Below are 16370 nucleotides of genomic sequence, written 5' to 3' on the forward strand. Positions count from 1 at the left end.
CGTCCGTTCGCACCCACTATTCTTAGTATGGACGACGCACGAGCAGCAGTAATTGCCCTCTTGCTGTCGGCAGTGCTGACCCTCGCCGTGGTACCGGCAAGCGTAGCAGGAACACAGACGGCACAGGAGACACTAACCGTCGACAAAGACGGGAGTGCCGACTACCGGTCGATACAGGCCGCCGTGGACGCCGCCGATAGCGGTGACACCGTCGAGGTCCGGCCGGGCACCTACTACGAAGAAGTCCGAATCAACGAGAACATCTCCCTCGTCGCACCCGACCGGGCGATACTGGACGGCTCGCGGTTCGTCAACGGTACCGGCGTTACGGTGGCCGGCCCAGCCGAACCGACCGTCACCGGATTTACCGTGCGGAACTACCGCTTCGGTGTCATGGCCAACGGGACCAATGGCGACTGGACGGTCAGTAATACGACCGTTATCGCTGCCGACGTCGGCGTCTACGCGCCGAATTCGTCCGGGAACTGGACTATCGAGGACGCCGCCGTCGCCAGCACGACCTACAGCGGCGTGTTCGCCCGCGAGACCAGCGGCGACTGGACGATTCGCGACACTCGCTTCGTCGCTGTCGGCGGCGACGGCGCCGACGTCCGCAGGTCTTCCGGCGACTGGGCGGTCGCAGCGGTCGTCGTCGACCGGTCCGGCGCGGACGGCGTCGACGCCTCCGGGACAACTGGCGACTGGACGGTCCAGAACACGGAGGTCCGCCGAAGCGATACCGGCGTCAAAGCTATCGACAGCGGTGGCGACTGGTCGGTGGCCGACCTGACGGTCCGGCGGAGCGACACCGGCCTCGTGACCGCTTTCTCGGGCGGTGCGTGGACGCTCGAAAATGCCACCCTCGAAACCCGGGATATCGGGGTCTTCAGCGCTCGAACGACCGGCGCGTGGACCATCCAGAATACGACCATCGAAAGCCGGCAACAGGGAATCCACGCCGTCAAGACCAACGCGTCGTGGACTGTCTCTGAATCGACCGTCTCCGTGACCGCCGAGCAGAATGCCATCGGTGTCGACGCCCGCTCCGCGAGCGAGGGCTGGTCGCTTGAGAACGTCACCATCGACAGCCCCGATATCAAAGTCGCCGAGTGAAGCAGACACGCCGGCATTGCCTACCCCGTCACGGGATGGCACTCTCGCCACCAAAGCGAAGCCCTTAATTAAAACACCCTCTTCTCCCAGAGTGCGGGACCGTGGGGTAGCGGTATCCTCGGCGGATGGGGTCCGTCGGACCTGAGTTCGAATCTCGGCGGTCCCACTTCAAGGCTTTGTGCAAGGAATACAACTGGACAGCAGCGGTTTCATACGGGCCGCGAGGGTTGCGCTGCCACAGTGGTTGACGGAAGCATCAATCAGACACCCAAGGCGGAAGCAGAGGAAGGCTGACAGCCAAATTGTGATTTGTGCGGCCCTGCCAGAACGAGACCGATTTCCTCTACACTTTTGTAATGCCGATAGCAAGCGAGGGGTATGGGAAAGGCAAACGACGTAGACTACGCTGACCTGCACGACCCGAACGCAGAGTACACCATGCGGGAGCTCTCTGCGGAGACAATGGGCGTCACCGCCAAGCGCGGTGGCGGCCGTGACGTGGAGATCACAGACGTTCAGACGACGATGGTCGACGGGAACTTCCCGTGGACGCTCGTCCGGATCTACACCGACGCAGGCATCGTCGGTACGGGCGAGGCATACTGGGGCGCGGGCGTCCCGGAACTCATCGAGCGGATGAAGCCGTTCGTCGTCGGCGAGAACCCGCTGGATATCGACCGCCTCTATGAGCACCTCATCCAGAAGATGAGCGGCGAGGGGAGCGTCGAGGGCGTCACCGTGACGGCCATCGCTGGCATTGAGGTCGCACTGCACGACCTCGCGGGCAAGATCCTCGAAGTGCCGGCCTACCAGCTCCTGGGCGGCAAGTACCGCGACGAGATGCGCGTGTACTGCGACTGCCATACCGAGGAAGAGGCTGACGCCGACGCCTGCGCCGAGGAGGCGCGCCGCGTCGTCGACGAACTGGGCTACGACGCGTTGAAGTTCGATCTCGACGTGCCGAGCGGCCTCGAAAAGGACCGCGCGAACCGCCACCTCCGCCCGGGCGAAATCCGCCACAAGGCCGAGATCGTCGAGAAGGTCACCGAGGAGGTCAAAGACGAGGCCGACGTGGCCTTCGACTGTCACTGGACGTTCTCGGGCAGCTCCGGGAAGCGCCTCGCCGACGCCATCGAGGAGTACGACGTCTGGTGGCTCGAAGACCCCGTTCCGCCGGAGAATCTCGAAGTGCAGGAGGAAGTCACCAAGTCCACGACCACGCCGATTACCGTGGGCGAGAACCGCTACCGCGTCACCGAGGAGCGGCGGCTCATCGAGAACCAGGCCGTCGACATGATCGCGCCGGACATGCCGAAGGTCGGCGGGATGCGCGAGACGCGCAAGGTCGCCGATGTGGCGAACCAGTACTACATCCCGGTCGCGATGCACAACGTCTCCTCGCCGATTGCGACGATGGCGAGCGCCCACGTCGGGGCGTCTGTCCCGAACTCTCTCGCCGTCGAGTACCACTCCTACGAACTCGGCTGGTGGGAGGACCTAGTCGAGGAGACCGTCATCGAGGACGGCTACATCGAGATTCCGGAAGAGCCGGGTCTCGGTCTGACGCTCGATCTCGACGCCGTCGAAGAGCACGTCGTCGAGGGCGACACCGTCTTCGACGAAGCGTAAGTTCAGCCCCCCATCTGTTGGTGTTGACTGGGACGGCACCGGGTGACGTGGTGGTCACCCGATATCACGGCGGCACAGTTACGCCGCATCGAATTCGACGCCGGTGATCTCGAAGCGAGCACCGCCGGCGTCGCTTTCTGCGACCGTTATCGACCAGCCGTGGGTGTCGACGATCTCATCGACGATTCGGAGGCCGAACCCGGGACCCGAAGCCAGCGAGTACCCGCCCTCGAACACGTCCTCGCGCTCGTCGGCCGGAATCCCGACGCCGTCGTCCGCGACGTAGAAGCCGTCGTTCAGTTCGCCGACAGTTATCGTCAGGTCGGTGGCCGCTCCCTGCGACTGTGATATCGAGGTTGTCGCACGCTGCTCGCCGGTGTCTCCCTGTTTCTCGGTGTGTGGCGTTTGTCCATGTTCCACACTGTTGCGGATGAGGTTCTCGAACAGTTGCCGGAGCCGGCTGGGGGCCGCGCGGACCACGGCAGCGGTCCGTAGCTCCAGTGTCGCGTCGCCGGTCTCGACGGTTTGCCAGCACTGCTCGACGACGGTCTGGAGCGGCACTGACTCGCTGTCGAGCGCGGCCTCGCCGTTCCGGGCCAGCGACAGGAGGTCCTCGATGAGTTGGCCGATACGGTCGTGGGCTCGCTCGACTGCATCGAGATGCTCGCTGTCGTGTTCCATCTGTGCGAGTTCTAGCTGGCCCCGGGCGACGTCAAGCGGGTTCCGGAGGTCGTGACTGACGACGCTGACGAACTCGTCGAGGCGCTCGTTTTGTTGTTCGAGAGCCTGTTGACGGCTGTCGAGGGTAGAGATCTCCCGTCCGATACCGGCCACGCCGAGCGTCGAGCCGTCAGCAGCCGTTATCCGGCCGCCAGTGAATTCGTACGGGACTGTCGTTCCGTCGGCGGTCAGCAGGTCGGCTTTGAACGACGCCTCACCGGTCTCGAACGCCGTCTCAATACCTTGACGAACCGTCTCGCGGTCGGACGGGGCGAAGAGGGCTGTCAGAGCCATCGACTCGAGGTCAGCGTCTTCGTGCTCGGTGGCTGCCGCCAGTGCATCATTCCAGCGAACCAGATCGCCGTTCTCGTCGAGTTCATAGAACAGATCCGGCACTGCATCGACCGGCGCGTCGGGGCTATCCAGTTCCGTGACGCGTTCGGACTCGCGTCGCTTCCGCTCGGTGATGTCGCACGAGGCCCCGACGATTCTGGTGACTGTGCCGTCGTCGACGATCGGTTGCGCCTCGGCCCGCACCCAGCGCTGTTCGCCATCTGGTTTGGTAATACGGAATTCGAGGTCGACGGATTCGCCGGCTGACACGCGTTGCATCGCCTGCATGACTCTCTCCTGGTCCGTGTGGTGAATCGCTGTCATGAACTCTGCGGGGTCAGCCTGCAGGGACTCCACGGAGCGGCCGTAGAGCGTTTCGTATGCCGAATTGACGAACTGTATCTCGGTCCAGTCCCCGGAGAACACCCACAGCAGTTCGTTCGACTGTTCCGCCAGCTCCGTGAGTCGCCGTCTGGTCCGGCTAGCGATTTCTGTCGACTGGTGGTGTTCGACGAGCAGCCGAATCCGATTGGCGAGGAGATCGCCACGCCCGAGAGCCGTGTCTCTGCTGAAAACGTCGGTGACTCCGTTCGAGACCGCGTCACTGGCGACGGATTCCGACTCGGTCAGCAGCAGTACCGGGACATTGCTATCCCGCTCGCGGACTATCTCAGCGAATTCACGGCCGGACCGGTCCGGGAGGTCGTCCGCGGTAACGATACCATCGATAGCGTTGTCTTCGAGACGTTCGAGCGCACTGTCAGCCCGGTCAGTCGTAGTCAGGGTAAGCGAGTCCGGGTCTCGTCCATCCGGGAACTCGACAGTCTCGTCGAGTAGCGGGGTGTCGTCCACCTGCAACACATGTATCGAATCCGTCGTCGCATATGTGTCAGCCATCTTGTGTAAGTGGAACTGCATCACCCCTCTTGAAGATACGCCTGCATTGACGGATTACGCCCCGAACCGGTCCAAGATTGCACCCCGGTCGATCTTGTCCGGACCGCTGGTCGGCATCGCCTCGACGAACGCAATCTCACGGGGGTGTTTGTACCGGGCTAGTCGGTCGTCGAGGAACGTCCGGAGGCCGTCGAGTGTCAGCGACCGGTCGCTGGCCCCGCCTGTCGTGCTATCGGTCGCAGGTTCGATGACGGCCTTGCCGACCTGGCCCCACCTGTCGTCGGGCACCGGAATCACGACGACTTCACCGACCGACGGATGGTCGGCGATAGCGTCCTCGACCTCCGCGGGATAGACGTTCTCGCCGCCGCTGACGAACATATGCTTGGTTCGACCCTCGATGTAGTAGTAGCCGTCCGCGTCGGCGCGGGCGAGGTCGCCAGTCGACACCCAGCCGTCGCCGAACGTCTCGGCGGTGGCCTCGGGGTTGTCGAGGTAGCCCGTCGCGGCGTGGGGCGAGCGCAACTGGAGTTCGCCGACGGTGCCGGGGTCGACCGTCTTTCGCGCGTCGGAGGGACCATCGCCGTTGTCACCGTCGTCGGGTTCGACGACTCTGGCGTCGACGTGCATCGCCGGCTTGCCGACGGAATCGGCCTTCTTTCGGGGCCAGCCCTCCGGCATCGCGAAGTTGTTCGGGCCGCACTCGGTGAGGCCGTAGCCCTGTGAGAGGTCGACACCGCGGTCCCACCACGCCTCCATCACGCTCTTGCGGCAGGGGCCGCCGCCGGACTTGGCGAAGCGCAGCGTCGAGAGGTCCGTCTCCGTCCAGCGGTCGTGGTCCGTCATCATTCGCAGCACTGCGGGGACGGCGACGAGGACGGTCCCACCCTCAGTATCGATGGTCTCCAGCACGTCGCCGGGGTCGAACTCGCGGGCGATGACGACCGTTCCGCCCAGATGCCACAGCGGGACGGTGAGGACGTTCCAGCCCCCGGTGTGGAACATCGGGAACACCATCGGCGTCACGTCGTCGGCCCGCAGCCCCCAGGCCGTGATCGTGTTCAGGGAGTTCCAGACGATGCCGCGATGCGTGATTTCCGTCTCCTTGGGCGTCCCCGTCGACCCGCCGGTGTGGAGGAGGAGGTGGGTGTCGCCGGGGGCGGGAGTCGCCGTCTCGACGGGCGCGTCATCCTGGGGGAGGGCCGAAGCGTAGAGCGTGCTGTCGAGCGTGGAATCCGAGGACGCGCCGTCGGTGGTTTCGAGCTGGATGATTTCGGGCGCAGTCGCGTCGGCTGTCTCCAGAGCGGTCGAGACAGTCTCTGCGAAGGGGGACTCGACGACGAGGATTTCAGGGTCCACGCGGTCAAGGAGTTCGGCGAGTTCAGGGGGCGCGAGCCGATGGGACAGCGGGGCGAGTCGGCTCCCGGTCTTGCCCGTGGCGAAGAACAGGTCGACGACGGCGGGGCGGTTCCGCGAGACGACGGCGACGGTGCCGGCTGCCGCCGTGGCGTCCGTCGCAGTGCGGGCGGCGTCGGCGTCCGCACCGACCCCGTACTGCCGGAGCAGGCGAGCGGTCCGGTTCGCTCGCCGGTCCAGTTCGGCGTAGGTGAACCGCTCGCCGGTGGTCGCATCCACCAATCCCTCGCGGTCCGGCGTGAGCGCGGCCCGGCGCTCGCTCCAGGCACCGACCCACTCCTGTGGCGTCCCCTCAGACATCGTCGATGAACTCCCGTATCTGTGTGTTGACGCGGTCGTACTCCTCAATGAACAACAGGTGCGGACCGCCGTGGACGGTGATGAAGTCGGCGTTTGGCAAGCCCCGCGCCAGCAGTTTCCCGTTCTCGTAGGGGACGACCTCGTCAGCGGTCCCGTGGATGACCAGGCACGGCTCCGTAATCTGCTGGAGGCGGTCCGACACATCGTGGGCCTGCACAGCCGCGCCTTGCCATTCGAGGGCTTGGTCGCTGGCGTCGCTGTCGATGCGCCAGTCGATGATGCGCTCGATGAGGTCTTCGTGGGTGCCCATGAACCGATCCGAAAGCGCGGGCTGCATTTTGTACCGCCGGAGTTCGCGCTTGTCGAGGTCCTCGGGTACGTTGAACATCCGCTGTTGGGTCTCCTCGGGGACCGCCTTGGCTTCCGGCCCGCCTGGCGAGGTACACATGAGCGTCAGCGACTGCGCCCGATCGTACTCCAGTGCGTACTGCTGGGCGATCATCCCGCCCATACTGGCCCCGACGACGTGGGCCTGCTCGACGCCGGCGTCGTCGAGTACGGCCTCTAGGTCGCTGGCCATCTCGCGCATCGTGTAGGGCCCGTCGGGCTCCTCGGAGTCGCCGGTGCCGCGGTTGTCCCATACGAGGGTCTGGTACTCGTCGACGAGTGCCTCCTGTTGCCACAGCCACATCCAGCGGCCGTAGCCGATGCCTTCGACGAAGACCACAGTCTCGGCGTCTGACGGCCCCTCGTGCTCGTAGGCGAGCGAGACGCCGTCGTTAGTCGCGTATTGCATACTGGCAGGTTCTGGTTGGATATCCTTCAAGTGGTCCGGTTCCGCGGTCATTGCTCTGCTGGCTCTGCGTTCGATTTGTCACACTGCGTGTCGTTTCGCTGGCGATGCACCGCCGTGGGGTAGCCGGGTCGGAAGCGGCCGCCCCACGCCCAAGTCGTGATTCGGGACGGCCGTTCGATGGTCGTTTGCACAGATTTCATTGGTCGGAATCACCCCAGAGTTTCTCCGGCAGCGCCTCGGCGAACGTCCCGCCGAGACGCGCTCGTAACGTTCCGAGTAGCCCGTCGGGGACGTAGAGCACGAACAGCACGAACACGAGACCCACGTAGAGACTCGCGTGGCCGTTCAACAGCAGGTCGATGAGGCCGCCGATGGTCGTCTCGCCGACCAGCGTCGCGTCCAGCGTTTCCTGGCCCAGCAGGGCGCGGAGATAGGGCAACAGGCCGCCACCCTGCCCGGCCTTCGAGAGGAACTCTCGGACGGTCTCGTCGAATAGATGCCCGTACAGCGAACCGGCAAGCGTCCCGAAGCCGCCGATGATACTCGCCAGCAGGGCGTCGCCGGTCACCAGGAAGTAAAAGGAGTTCTCCGGGCTGGCCGACCGCTTGAAGCCGGCGAACAGTCCGCCGGCGACGGCGGCGAAGAAGCCGCTGATGGCGAAGGCTCCGAGCTTGTAGAGGTAGGTGTTGTAGCCGATGGCGATAGCGCGCTCCTCGTTTTCCCGGATGGCAATCAGCACCCGCCCGAACGGGGAGTGGATTATTCGCTGCATGGCGAAGTAGCATGCGAGGACGACGAGGCCGATCATGTAGTAGGACACTTCCGTCCCGGACAGCGTCGACCCAAGCAGGGCCACCTCGTCGCCGGTGAGTACGCCGATTGACAGGGATAGCTGGTCAATGCCGGGAACCCCAATCTGGAAGCCTTCGGCGTGGCTCGGCCCGACCGCGGGGCCGTCCCGGGGGTTGGTCGCCACGTAGTCCCAGCCGCGGACGAACACGTAGAACACCTGCGCGAAGCCGAGCGTAATCATCGCGAAGTAGACACCAGAGAGGCGGAACGAGACGAGGCCGACGAGCATCGCCAGCACGACGGCGATGAGACCGCCGACCAGCAGGGACAGCATGAACGGCGTCCCGGGGCCAAGCAACGGCAGCTTCCCGTTAGCAATGAGGATGACGGTGTACGCGCCGGTGCCGTAGAACACCGCGTGGCCAAACGAGAGGTAGCCGGTGTAGCCGCTGATGAAGTCAAAGGAGATAGCAAAGAGGCCGAAATAGAGGACGCCGACCATCGTCTCTACGGTCGGCAGTAGCATCTGCGTCTCGGCACCGACAGGCGAGTTCAACAGCGTGTGATACACCGGCGGGTACAGCGCCAGCAGGGCGATAACGAGGATGTGAGCGGTGTGGTCCCGCAGGTACTCGCGGGGCCAGCCCGTCTCAACAGTCGTGGGGGTCTGTGGCTCGGACGCCGCCTCGGCGTCGGCCTCGGTCTCGGCGCTAATGGCCCCCCACCTCCTCGACGCCGAACAGGCCCTGCGGGCGGACGATGAGCGTCACCACGAGGACCAGAAACAGGACGAGTTCCGGCAGGCCCGTGAACTCGATGACGTTCTGGAACCACCAGGTCGTCACCGCGTCGGCCATCCCGACGACCAGCGCGGCGACGACGGTGCCCCGGAACGTCCCGAGGCCGCCGACGATGACGACGATGAACGCCGGCAGCAGCGTCTCGGCCGCCAGCGGGACGCTCGCGCCCCACGTCGGGTCCCACATCAGCAGCGTTCCGGCCGCGCCGGCCAGCCCGATACCCAGCGCGAACACGACGGTGAACACCTGACGAACGTCGATGCCAAGCGCCGATGCCATCTCCGTGTCCTCGCTCCCGGCCCGGATGTACAGGCCATAGCGGGTCTTTGTGAGGAACGCCCAGATGCCGACCACCGTGATAGTTCCAAGGAGTATCTGGAACAGCGACATCCAGCCGGCGCTAACGGGACCGAGCGCGACCGGCTCGCGCAGGAACTGGGGCTTGGTCGCCAGCGCGGCCTGCCAGTCCGACAGCGGCTGGAGGTCGTAGATGCCCAGCACGATGCGGACGACTTCCTCAATGACCAGCGTCAGGCCGAACGTCAGCAGAATCTGGTATATCGGCGGCCGGTCGTACAGCGGCCGGATGATGGTCGTCTCGATTGCGCCGCCAAGCACCGTCAGCAGCGCGAACACGACGACGATGGCGACGAAGAACAGGCCGAGGCGGGTAAGCGGCGCTGTCCCGCCGGTGACCGTCACGACCATCAGGAGGCCGCCCAGGTACGCCCCGACCATCGTCAGCGACCCGTGGGCGAAGTTCAACACGCCCATAAGGCCGAAAATCAGCGTCAGACCGCTGGCAATCATCACGTACAGCGCTGACTTGGCGAGCCCGTTGACGATGACACCGCCGAGTTCGCCGAGCGTCAGGAACTCCACGAGCGCTTCGAGTATCATGCCGACAGATACCTCCTGAACCGCTCGTCGTCGGCCGTCACCGCCGCCGTGTCGCCGTCGTCGACGACGCAGCCCTTGTCGAGGATGTAGAACCGGTCGGCCAAGTCGAGCGCCAGCGGGAGGTTCTGCTCGACCAGCAGCATCGTCACATCCTCGCTTGCTTTCGACAGCGCCTCGGCCACGTCGGCGACGATTTGGGGGGCTAACCCCTCACTCGGTTCGTCGACCAGCAGCAGGTCGTTGTCGCCGACCAGCCCGCGGGCGATGGCGAGCATCTGCTGTTGGCCGCCCGACAGCGTGCCGGCGTCCTGCCCCCGCCGCTCTTCGAGGATGGGGAACGAGTCGAAGGCCAGGCGGAGGCCGTCGCTCACGTCGTCCGGGTCCGGTATCGCCGCCCGAAGGTTCTCCTCGACACTGAGTTGGCTGAACATCCGACGGTCCTCCGGAATCCATCCCAGTCCGCGCTCGGCGACCTCGTGTGTCTCCAGCCCGACCAGCGACTCGTCGCGGAAGGTGATCGACCCCTCGCGGGGCGGCGTCAGCTGCAGAATCGTCCGCAGCGTGGTCGTCTTACCGACGCCGTTGCGGCCGGCCAGCGCGACCACCTCACCCTCCTCGACGGAGAGGTCGACGCCTTCGAGGATGTGGCTGTCGCCGTAGTACGTGTGGACGCCGCTCAGTTCGAGCAGGCTCACGCCGTCCCCTCCTCCGAGTCCGTTCCGGACCCGGTCGCTGTCGTGTCATCGTCCAAGCTGCCCGGTTCGTAGCCACCGAGATACGCCGACTGTACGTCGGGGTTAGCTCGCACCTCTGCTGGTGGCCCGTCTGCGATGACCGCGCCCTGATGCAGGACGACGACGCGGTCGGAGACGCCCATCACGATGTCCATGTTGTGCTCGACCAGCAGGACTGGGTAGTCCTCTGCCACCGCCTCGATGAGGTCCCGGATTTCGTCAACACTCTCCGAGGAGACGCCGGCGTTTGGCTCGTCCAGCAGGAGCACCGCGGGGTCGCCGGCCAGCGCGATAGCGACTTCGAGCTTGCGCTTTGCGCCGTGGCTCAGCGTGCTCGCGAGGTCCTCGGCCCGGTGGGCAAGCCCGACCCGGTCGAGAATTTCGTGGGCGCGCTCCGTGAACTCGTCGTAGTGGTCGACGTTGCGCCAGAACGTCGTGGCGTCGTCGCTGTGGGCCTGTTCGGCGACCCGGACGTTCTCAAGCACCGTGCTGTTGGGGAAGACATTCGTCACCTGATAGGACCGATGGATGCCCTTGCTGGCCGTCTCGTGGGGCGACGCGTCGGTGATGTCCTCCCACTGTCCGTCACGCCGGAGTTCGACCGTCCCCTCGGTGGGCGAGAGGCTCCCGGTCAGCAGATTGAAGAACGTCGTCTTGCCGGCCCCGTTCGGGCCAATGAGCGAGCACAGTTCCGCGTCGAGTTCGAAGTCGACGCTGTCGACAGCAGTGAGTCCCCCGAACTCTCTGGTCAGTCCCTGTGTTCTGAGCATACCTACAGTGAACAGTCCATCTGGTCGCTGTCCTGCGGGATGGTCGTCTCGTCGGCGCTGATGCGAGCGAGCGGTTCGCCGGGCATGATGGCGGCTCCCCAGTTGTCGGCCCACTCGTCGGTCGTCGGAATCGGGTTCGCGACGGTCATCGCCGACTGTGCCTGATTGTTGTACTCCTGGAAGGTGTAGCCGTTCTCGCCTTTCGGCGTGTCGGTGACTGTCATCCCCTTCAGGGCATCGGCGATGTCCGTACCCTCGGTCGACCCGCTCTCCTGAACCGCCTGATGGATCGCTGACGCGCCGGTGAAGGTCCCCGCTGAGAACAGGTCCGGGACGACGCCGTAGGCGTTGGTGTAGCTCTCGACGAACGCGTCGTTGATCGGGTTGTCGTACTGGTTCCAGTGGTAGCGAGTCGTGAACGGCCCGAGCTGTGAGTTTCTGATCTTTTCCTCGGTCAGGGGTTCGCCGAGCACGCTCTGCATCGTCCCGCCGACGACGCTGTTGGTGATTCTGGTGGCGAACCCGCCGAACACCCGATAGGAGTAGTCGCCCGAGAGGAATGCGTTGAACATCGCCGGGAGTGTCGCGACGGTGAACCCGCCGACGACGCCTTCGGCCCCGGCCTCCTCGGCGTTGTCAAGCAGCCCATCCCACTCGGCGTAGCCCTGTTCGACGAAGCGTTCGCCGACGATATCGACGCCTTCGGCCTCCAGCACGTCTCGGTAGTTGTTGACGACCGCGCGGCCGAAACTGTAGTCCGCGCCGAACAGGTAGACGGTCGAAACGTCCGTCTCTCTGGCGACGTACTTCCCGCCCGAGCGGGCGTCCATCGCGGTGTTCTCGCTCGCTCGGTAGACGAGGTCGCTACAGGTCTCGGAGTTGGACGTGATGTCGGCCGACGCCGCCGGACCGAGCATGATGGGGACCTGCGCCTGATTGACGACCGTCGTGACGACCCGGCTGGCGACCGCCGAGGACGCACAGCCGGCGAGCATGTCCACGCTCTCGTTCTCGACGAGGTTCGTCGCCGCCGTCTGAGCCGTGTCCGCCGAGAACTCCGTGTCCCGTATTAGCAGGCGGTACTCCGTGTCACCAGCGGTAATGGTTACCTCGCCGCTGCCGGGGTCGGTCGGCGGATCGGTCTCACCCTTGTACGCCAGCCCGGAGAGGAAGCCCCACAGCGACTGGTCGCCGTAGTATTTCAGGTCGCCGGCGCGGGGCTGAAGCACGCCGATGCTGACCGTCTGCGTCGAGTCACCGCCGCCCGATTCGCCGTTCGTGCCACTGTCCGTCGTGCCGCCGTCCGAATCGTCCTGTTCAGTCATGGATGAGTCGTCACTGACACAGCCGCTGAGCCCGACAACGCCGGCACCGAGCGCGCCGAGAACGCGCCTCCGTGTAGCCGTATTCTGCATAACAAATAATCGTAGACTCGCTGGCCACATAGTGTGCTGAGTTAACATGTTAACGCGAGACGACTCTCTCGTGCGATAAGATAACTGGACTGACGGCCACGGCCAGAATCAGTCCTCGATGTCGTCCAGCGCCTCGACGACGCGCTCGATCATCTTCCGCTCGCCGCGTCGGAGATTCTTCGAGACGGCGGGTTTGGACACGCCGAAGTCCTCGGCAAGCGACCCCAACGTCGCGTCCCGGGGCGACTCGAAGTAGCCCTCGGAGACGGCGGTTTCCAGCGTCTCGCGTTCGGTGTCTGAGAGGTCCCGGCAGCCGTCGACGAGCGTCATCGCCGCGCCGGCGTTCTGCACGAGGTCCTGGAGCTGTGGGAGCGTCGTCGACGTGCGTTCGACCACGTCGTACTCGTTGTCGCGGTCAAGTTCCGAGAGCGTCGTATCGGCGTCCCGGCCGCGGTCGAATCCGACGTGCCAGGTTTCGCTGCCCGCCTCAATGTGGAACGGGCCGGTGATGTAGCCGCCGTTGTCCCGGATGGTCTGCATCGCCGCCGTTTCCTCGATAGTCGTCCGGATGTGGGCGGCGTTGTCCTCGCGGCGCAACAGCGCACAGTCGTTCATGTTCTCGTGGGCCTGCAGACTGTCCAGCCCCGTATCGAGTATCCCCGCGTCCTCGGCTTCGACAACCATCCGCGTCTCCAACTCCCGCGCACGCTGGTCGAAGTCCCAGTGTACCGCTGCAAAGGCGACGTCGTGGTCTGCCGTCGTGTCGATGAAGGGACAGTCGTACTGCTCCATGTCCAGGGCGATATCTATCATTGGCAGTCCACTGTATCCTGTGTGATTCGTGTGATACGGTAAAGAACCCCACGATTAATAATAGCTATTTCCCGAAACCGGGTTCTTCACGAACGTCTATCCCTGATACACCGTTTCAATAGTGTTTTAGGGCTCGGTTCTGGAGGAAGTGGTATGACTTTGCACGCCAGAGAGATAAACCAGGACGTACGGGAGTTGGGTGCGCTCCTGGGCGAAGTGCTGGAAGCACAAACCTCGACCGAGGCGTTCGAAACGGTGGAAACCATTCGAACGTCGTGTATCGACTACCGGCGCGGTGACGCCGAGACGCGGGACGAAGTCCACCGGGCACTGAACCGACTGAACCCGGAGACCCAGGATATCGTCGCACGCGCGTTTACGACCTATTTCGAACTTATCAATCTCGCCGAGGAGCGCGAACGGGTCCGCGAAATCCGAGAGGGGAGCGAGGAGGGTGTACTGGCCGACAGCGTCGAGGAAGCCGTCCGGGACCTGGCCGAACGCGGCGCAGACCCGGAGGAGTTCGAGCAGGTGCTCGAAGACGTTCTCATCCAGCCGACGTTCACGGCTCACCCCACCGAAGCCCGCCGGAAGACGGTGAAGGCGAAGCTCCGGTCGGTCGCCCGTGACATCGAACGACTCGACGAGCGGCGGCTCACGGACCGCGAGCAGAAACGCATCGAGCGCAACCTCGACGCTGAAGTGACGAGTCTCTGGCAGACCCCGCAGGTCCGAGACCGCCGCCCGGAGGTCACCGACGAAGCGCTGAACGTCCAGTGGTACCTCGAAAACGTCCTGTTCGACGTTATCGACGAGGTGTACGACGAACTCGAACACACCCTCGAAGACGTGTACGACGAGGACATCGATATCGACACACTCTACGAGTTCCGCTCGTGGGCCGGCTCCGACCGCGACGGCAACCCGTTCGTCACCACTGAGGTGACCGAGGAGACGCTGGAGCGCCAGCGTGACACCGTGCTGCCGCTGTACCGCAACAAGCTCAAGGAACTCTCCGGGGTGCTGAGTCAGGACGCCTCGAACATCGCGACCGACGCGCTGTTCAACGAGCGACTGGACCGTCACAAGTCCAGGCTCCCCGGAATTGCCACAGAGGCCGAGGAACGGTATCCGGACGAGCCCTACCGCCAGAAGCTCCGGCTGATGCGCGAGTCCGTCATCCGGGTCAGCGACGTTCGCCAGGGCGGCTACGAGAACGACGAGGAACTGCTGACCGACCTCCGCGTCATCGCCGACAGTCTCCGTGAGAACGACGCCGAGGTCATCGCCGAGGCCCACGTCGACCCGCTGATCCGCAAGGTCGAGACGTTCGGCTTCAACCTCGCCAGCCTCGACCTGCGCGACCACCGGAAGATGCACACCGATGCCATCGCCGAATCCGTCGAGCGCGAGGGCATCGACTACGCCGGCATGGACGAAGACGAGCGCGTCGAGTTCCTGACCGAGGCTATCCTCCAGGACAACCCCGTCATCGACATGGAAGACACCGAGGGGCTCTCGGAGGACGCCACCCGCGTCCTCGACCGCTTCCGCGCGGCCGCCGACTGGCAAAACGAGTTCGGAATCGACGCTATCGACACCTACGCCATCTCCTGGTGTGAGGAGCCAAGCCACGCCCTTGAGGTCCTGTTTCTCGCCGACCAGGTCGACATCGTCGACCTGCCCGGCTACTGCGGGTTCGACGTGGTGCCGCTGCTGGAATCGGAGTACGCCCTCTCCGGAGCCCGCCGCATCATGGGCACGCTGTTCGAGAACGAGGCCTACTCCCAGGCTCTTGAGGCCCGGGACAACATCCAGGAGATCATGCTGGGCTACTCCGACTCGAACAAGGAGAACGGCTTCCTCGCCGCCAACTGGTCGCTGTACAACAACCAGAAACGACTGGCGGACATCACCGATGACTACGACGTGGAGATGCGCCTGTTCCACGGCCGCGGCGGCTCCATCTCCCGCGGCGGCGGCCCGATGAACGACGCCATGCTGGCCCTGCCGAACGAGACAGTGACCGGTCAGATAAAGTTCACCGAGCAGGGCGAGGCCATCGCCGAGAAGTACGCCAACCACGACATCGCCGAGCGCAACCTCGAACAGATGCTCAACGCCCAGATCCGGGCGCGGAAAAACGCAATCGAGGAGCCCGTCGAAGAGATTCCCGACGAGTGGGAGGAGGCGATGGAGACAGCGTCCGACGCCGCCCGCAACGAGTACCAGGACCTGCTCGAAACGGACGGCTTCGTCGAGTTCTTCGAGCAGGCGACGCCGATCACCGTCATCGAGAACCTCAACATGGGCTCGCGGCCGGCCTCCCGAAGCGAGGACCGCAGTGTCGAGGATCTCCGGGCCATCCCGTGGGTGTTCTCCTGGACGCAGGCCCGATGTATCATCCCCGGCTGGTACTCTATCGCGACCGGACTGGACGCCTACCTCGAAAACGGCGGCGACATGGAAACGCTACAGGAGATGTACGAGAACTGGCCGTTCTTCCGGACGAAGCTCGACAACGCGTCGCTGGCGCTCGCCCGTACTGACCTCGAAATCGCCGAGGAGTACGCCGACCTGGCCGACCCCGAACTCCGCGAGCGCATCTACCCGCGTATCGTCGAGGAGTACGAGGACACCGTCGAGAAGGTGCTCGAAATCACCGGGCAGGACGGCCTGCTCTCGCGTGAGTGGCTGCAGGAGAACCTCGAGCGCCGGAACCCCTACGTCGACCCGCTGAACCTGTTGCAGGTCCGCCTGCTCAAACAGTCCCACCGAACCGATACCGAGCGCCGGACGCTGCGGCTGACCGTCCAAGGTATCGCGGCCGGGATGAAAAACACCGGGTGAGGCACTGATCGACACTGGGTGCGGCATCGTGCGAACGACTTACTACAAAAGTAGTACCCATCGAAGGATTTAGGCGTCTTCCCCCGGAGTAG

The 16370-nt window shown here is 64.6% G+C and carries 13 protein-coding genes and 1 tRNA gene; 4 read left to right on the top strand and 10 right to left on the bottom strand.

The annotated features are described in order from the left end of the window. Window positions 1–27: 27 nt before the first annotated feature. From Har1131_RS11355 to Har1131_RS11365, 3 genes are all read left to right on the top strand, one after another. Entirely contained in the window at window positions 28–1113 is a 1086-nt protein-coding gene (locus Har1131_RS11355) for a nitrous oxide reductase family maturation protein NosD (RefSeq protein WP_151103289.1), read from the top strand. A gap of 95 nt (window positions 1114–1208) precedes the next feature. After that, a tRNA-Pro gene (locus Har1131_RS11360) sits at window positions 1209–1279 on the top strand. A 212-nt stretch (window positions 1280–1491) separates the two neighbouring features. Further along, on the top strand, window positions 1492–2742 hold the full coding sequence (locus tag Har1131_RS11365) for a mandelate racemase/muconate lactonizing enzyme family protein (RefSeq protein ID WP_014040150.1): 1251 nt from the start codon (window positions 1492–1494) through the stop codon (window positions 2740–2742). 78 nt (window positions 2743–2820) lie between these two features. On the opposite strand, the gene Har1131_RS11370 is transcribed toward Har1131_RS11365, so the two are convergent. From Har1131_RS11370 to Har1131_RS11410, 10 genes are all read right to left on the bottom strand, one after another. Beyond that, entirely contained in the window at window positions 2821–4692 is a 1872-nt protein-coding gene (locus Har1131_RS11370; RefSeq protein WP_151103283.1) for a PAS domain S-box protein, read from the bottom strand. A gap of 54 nt (window positions 4693–4746) precedes the next feature. After that, the gene (locus Har1131_RS11375; RefSeq protein WP_050037891.1) at window positions 4747–6408 is read right to left on the bottom strand and encodes an AMP-binding protein; all 1662 of its coding nucleotides are present in this window, start codon (window positions 6406–6408) and stop codon (window positions 4747–4749) included. Continuing rightward, a complete protein-coding gene (locus Har1131_RS11380) occupies window positions 6401–7255 on the bottom strand; it encodes an alpha/beta fold hydrolase (protein WP_080510065.1) in 855 nt (284 codons plus the stop codon). Before Har1131_RS11380 ends, Har1131_RS11375 begins: the two co-directional genes overlap by 8 nt. Next, on the bottom strand, window positions 7252–7404 hold the full coding sequence (locus Har1131_RS21765; RefSeq protein ID WP_186764073.1) for a hypothetical protein: 153 nt from the start codon (window positions 7402–7404) through the stop codon (window positions 7252–7254). Before Har1131_RS21765 ends, Har1131_RS11380 begins: the two co-directional genes overlap by 4 nt. Next, window positions 7401–8567, bottom strand: a complete 1167-nt coding sequence (locus tag Har1131_RS11385) for a branched-chain amino acid ABC transporter permease (protein ID WP_146417327.1) — start codon at window positions 8565–8567, stop codon at window positions 7401–7403. The genes Har1131_RS21765 and Har1131_RS11385 overlap by 4 nt, the downstream gene beginning before the upstream one ends. Before the next feature lie 139 nt (window positions 8568–8706). Beyond that, on the bottom strand, window positions 8707–9696 hold the full coding sequence (locus tag Har1131_RS11390) for a branched-chain amino acid ABC transporter permease (RefSeq protein ID WP_151146469.1): 990 nt from the start codon (window positions 9694–9696) through the stop codon (window positions 8707–8709). Then, window positions 9693–10391 (bottom strand): ABC transporter ATP-binding protein, encoded by a 699-nt coding sequence (locus tag Har1131_RS11395; protein WP_151146472.1) that lies wholly within the window; start codon window positions 10389–10391, stop codon window positions 9693–9695. The genes Har1131_RS11390 and Har1131_RS11395 overlap by 4 nt, the downstream gene beginning before the upstream one ends. Continuing rightward, entirely contained in the window at window positions 10388–11200 is an 813-nt protein-coding gene (locus Har1131_RS11400) for an ABC transporter ATP-binding protein (protein ID WP_151146475.1), read from the bottom strand. Before Har1131_RS11400 ends, Har1131_RS11395 begins: the two co-directional genes overlap by 4 nt. 2 nt (window positions 11201–11202) lie before the next feature. Continuing rightward, complete coding sequence (locus Har1131_RS11405) at window positions 11203–12615, bottom strand: ABC transporter substrate-binding protein (protein WP_151146479.1); 1413 nt, start codon at window positions 12613–12615, stop codon at window positions 11203–11205. A 108-nt stretch (window positions 12616–12723) separates the two neighbouring features. Further along, window positions 12724–13428: a helix-turn-helix domain-containing protein gene (locus Har1131_RS11410; RefSeq protein WP_008309609.1), complete on the bottom strand. Its 705-nt coding sequence runs from the start codon at window positions 13426–13428 to the stop codon at window positions 12724–12726. Window positions 13429–13581: 153 nt separating this feature from the next. Here Har1131_RS11410 and ppc point away from each other — a divergent pair, with 153 nt between their 5' ends. Then, on the top strand, window positions 13582–16278 hold the full coding sequence (gene ppc / locus Har1131_RS11415; RefSeq protein ID WP_050037886.1) for a phosphoenolpyruvate carboxylase: 2697 nt from the start codon (window positions 13582–13584) through the stop codon (window positions 16276–16278). The last annotated feature ends 92 nt before the right edge of the window (window positions 16279–16370 follow it).

This window comes from Haloarcula sp. CBA1131, assembly GCF_008728975.1.
Taxonomy (GTDB): domain Archaea; phylum Halobacteriota; class Halobacteria; order Halobacteriales; family Haloarculaceae; genus Haloarcula; species Haloarcula hispanica.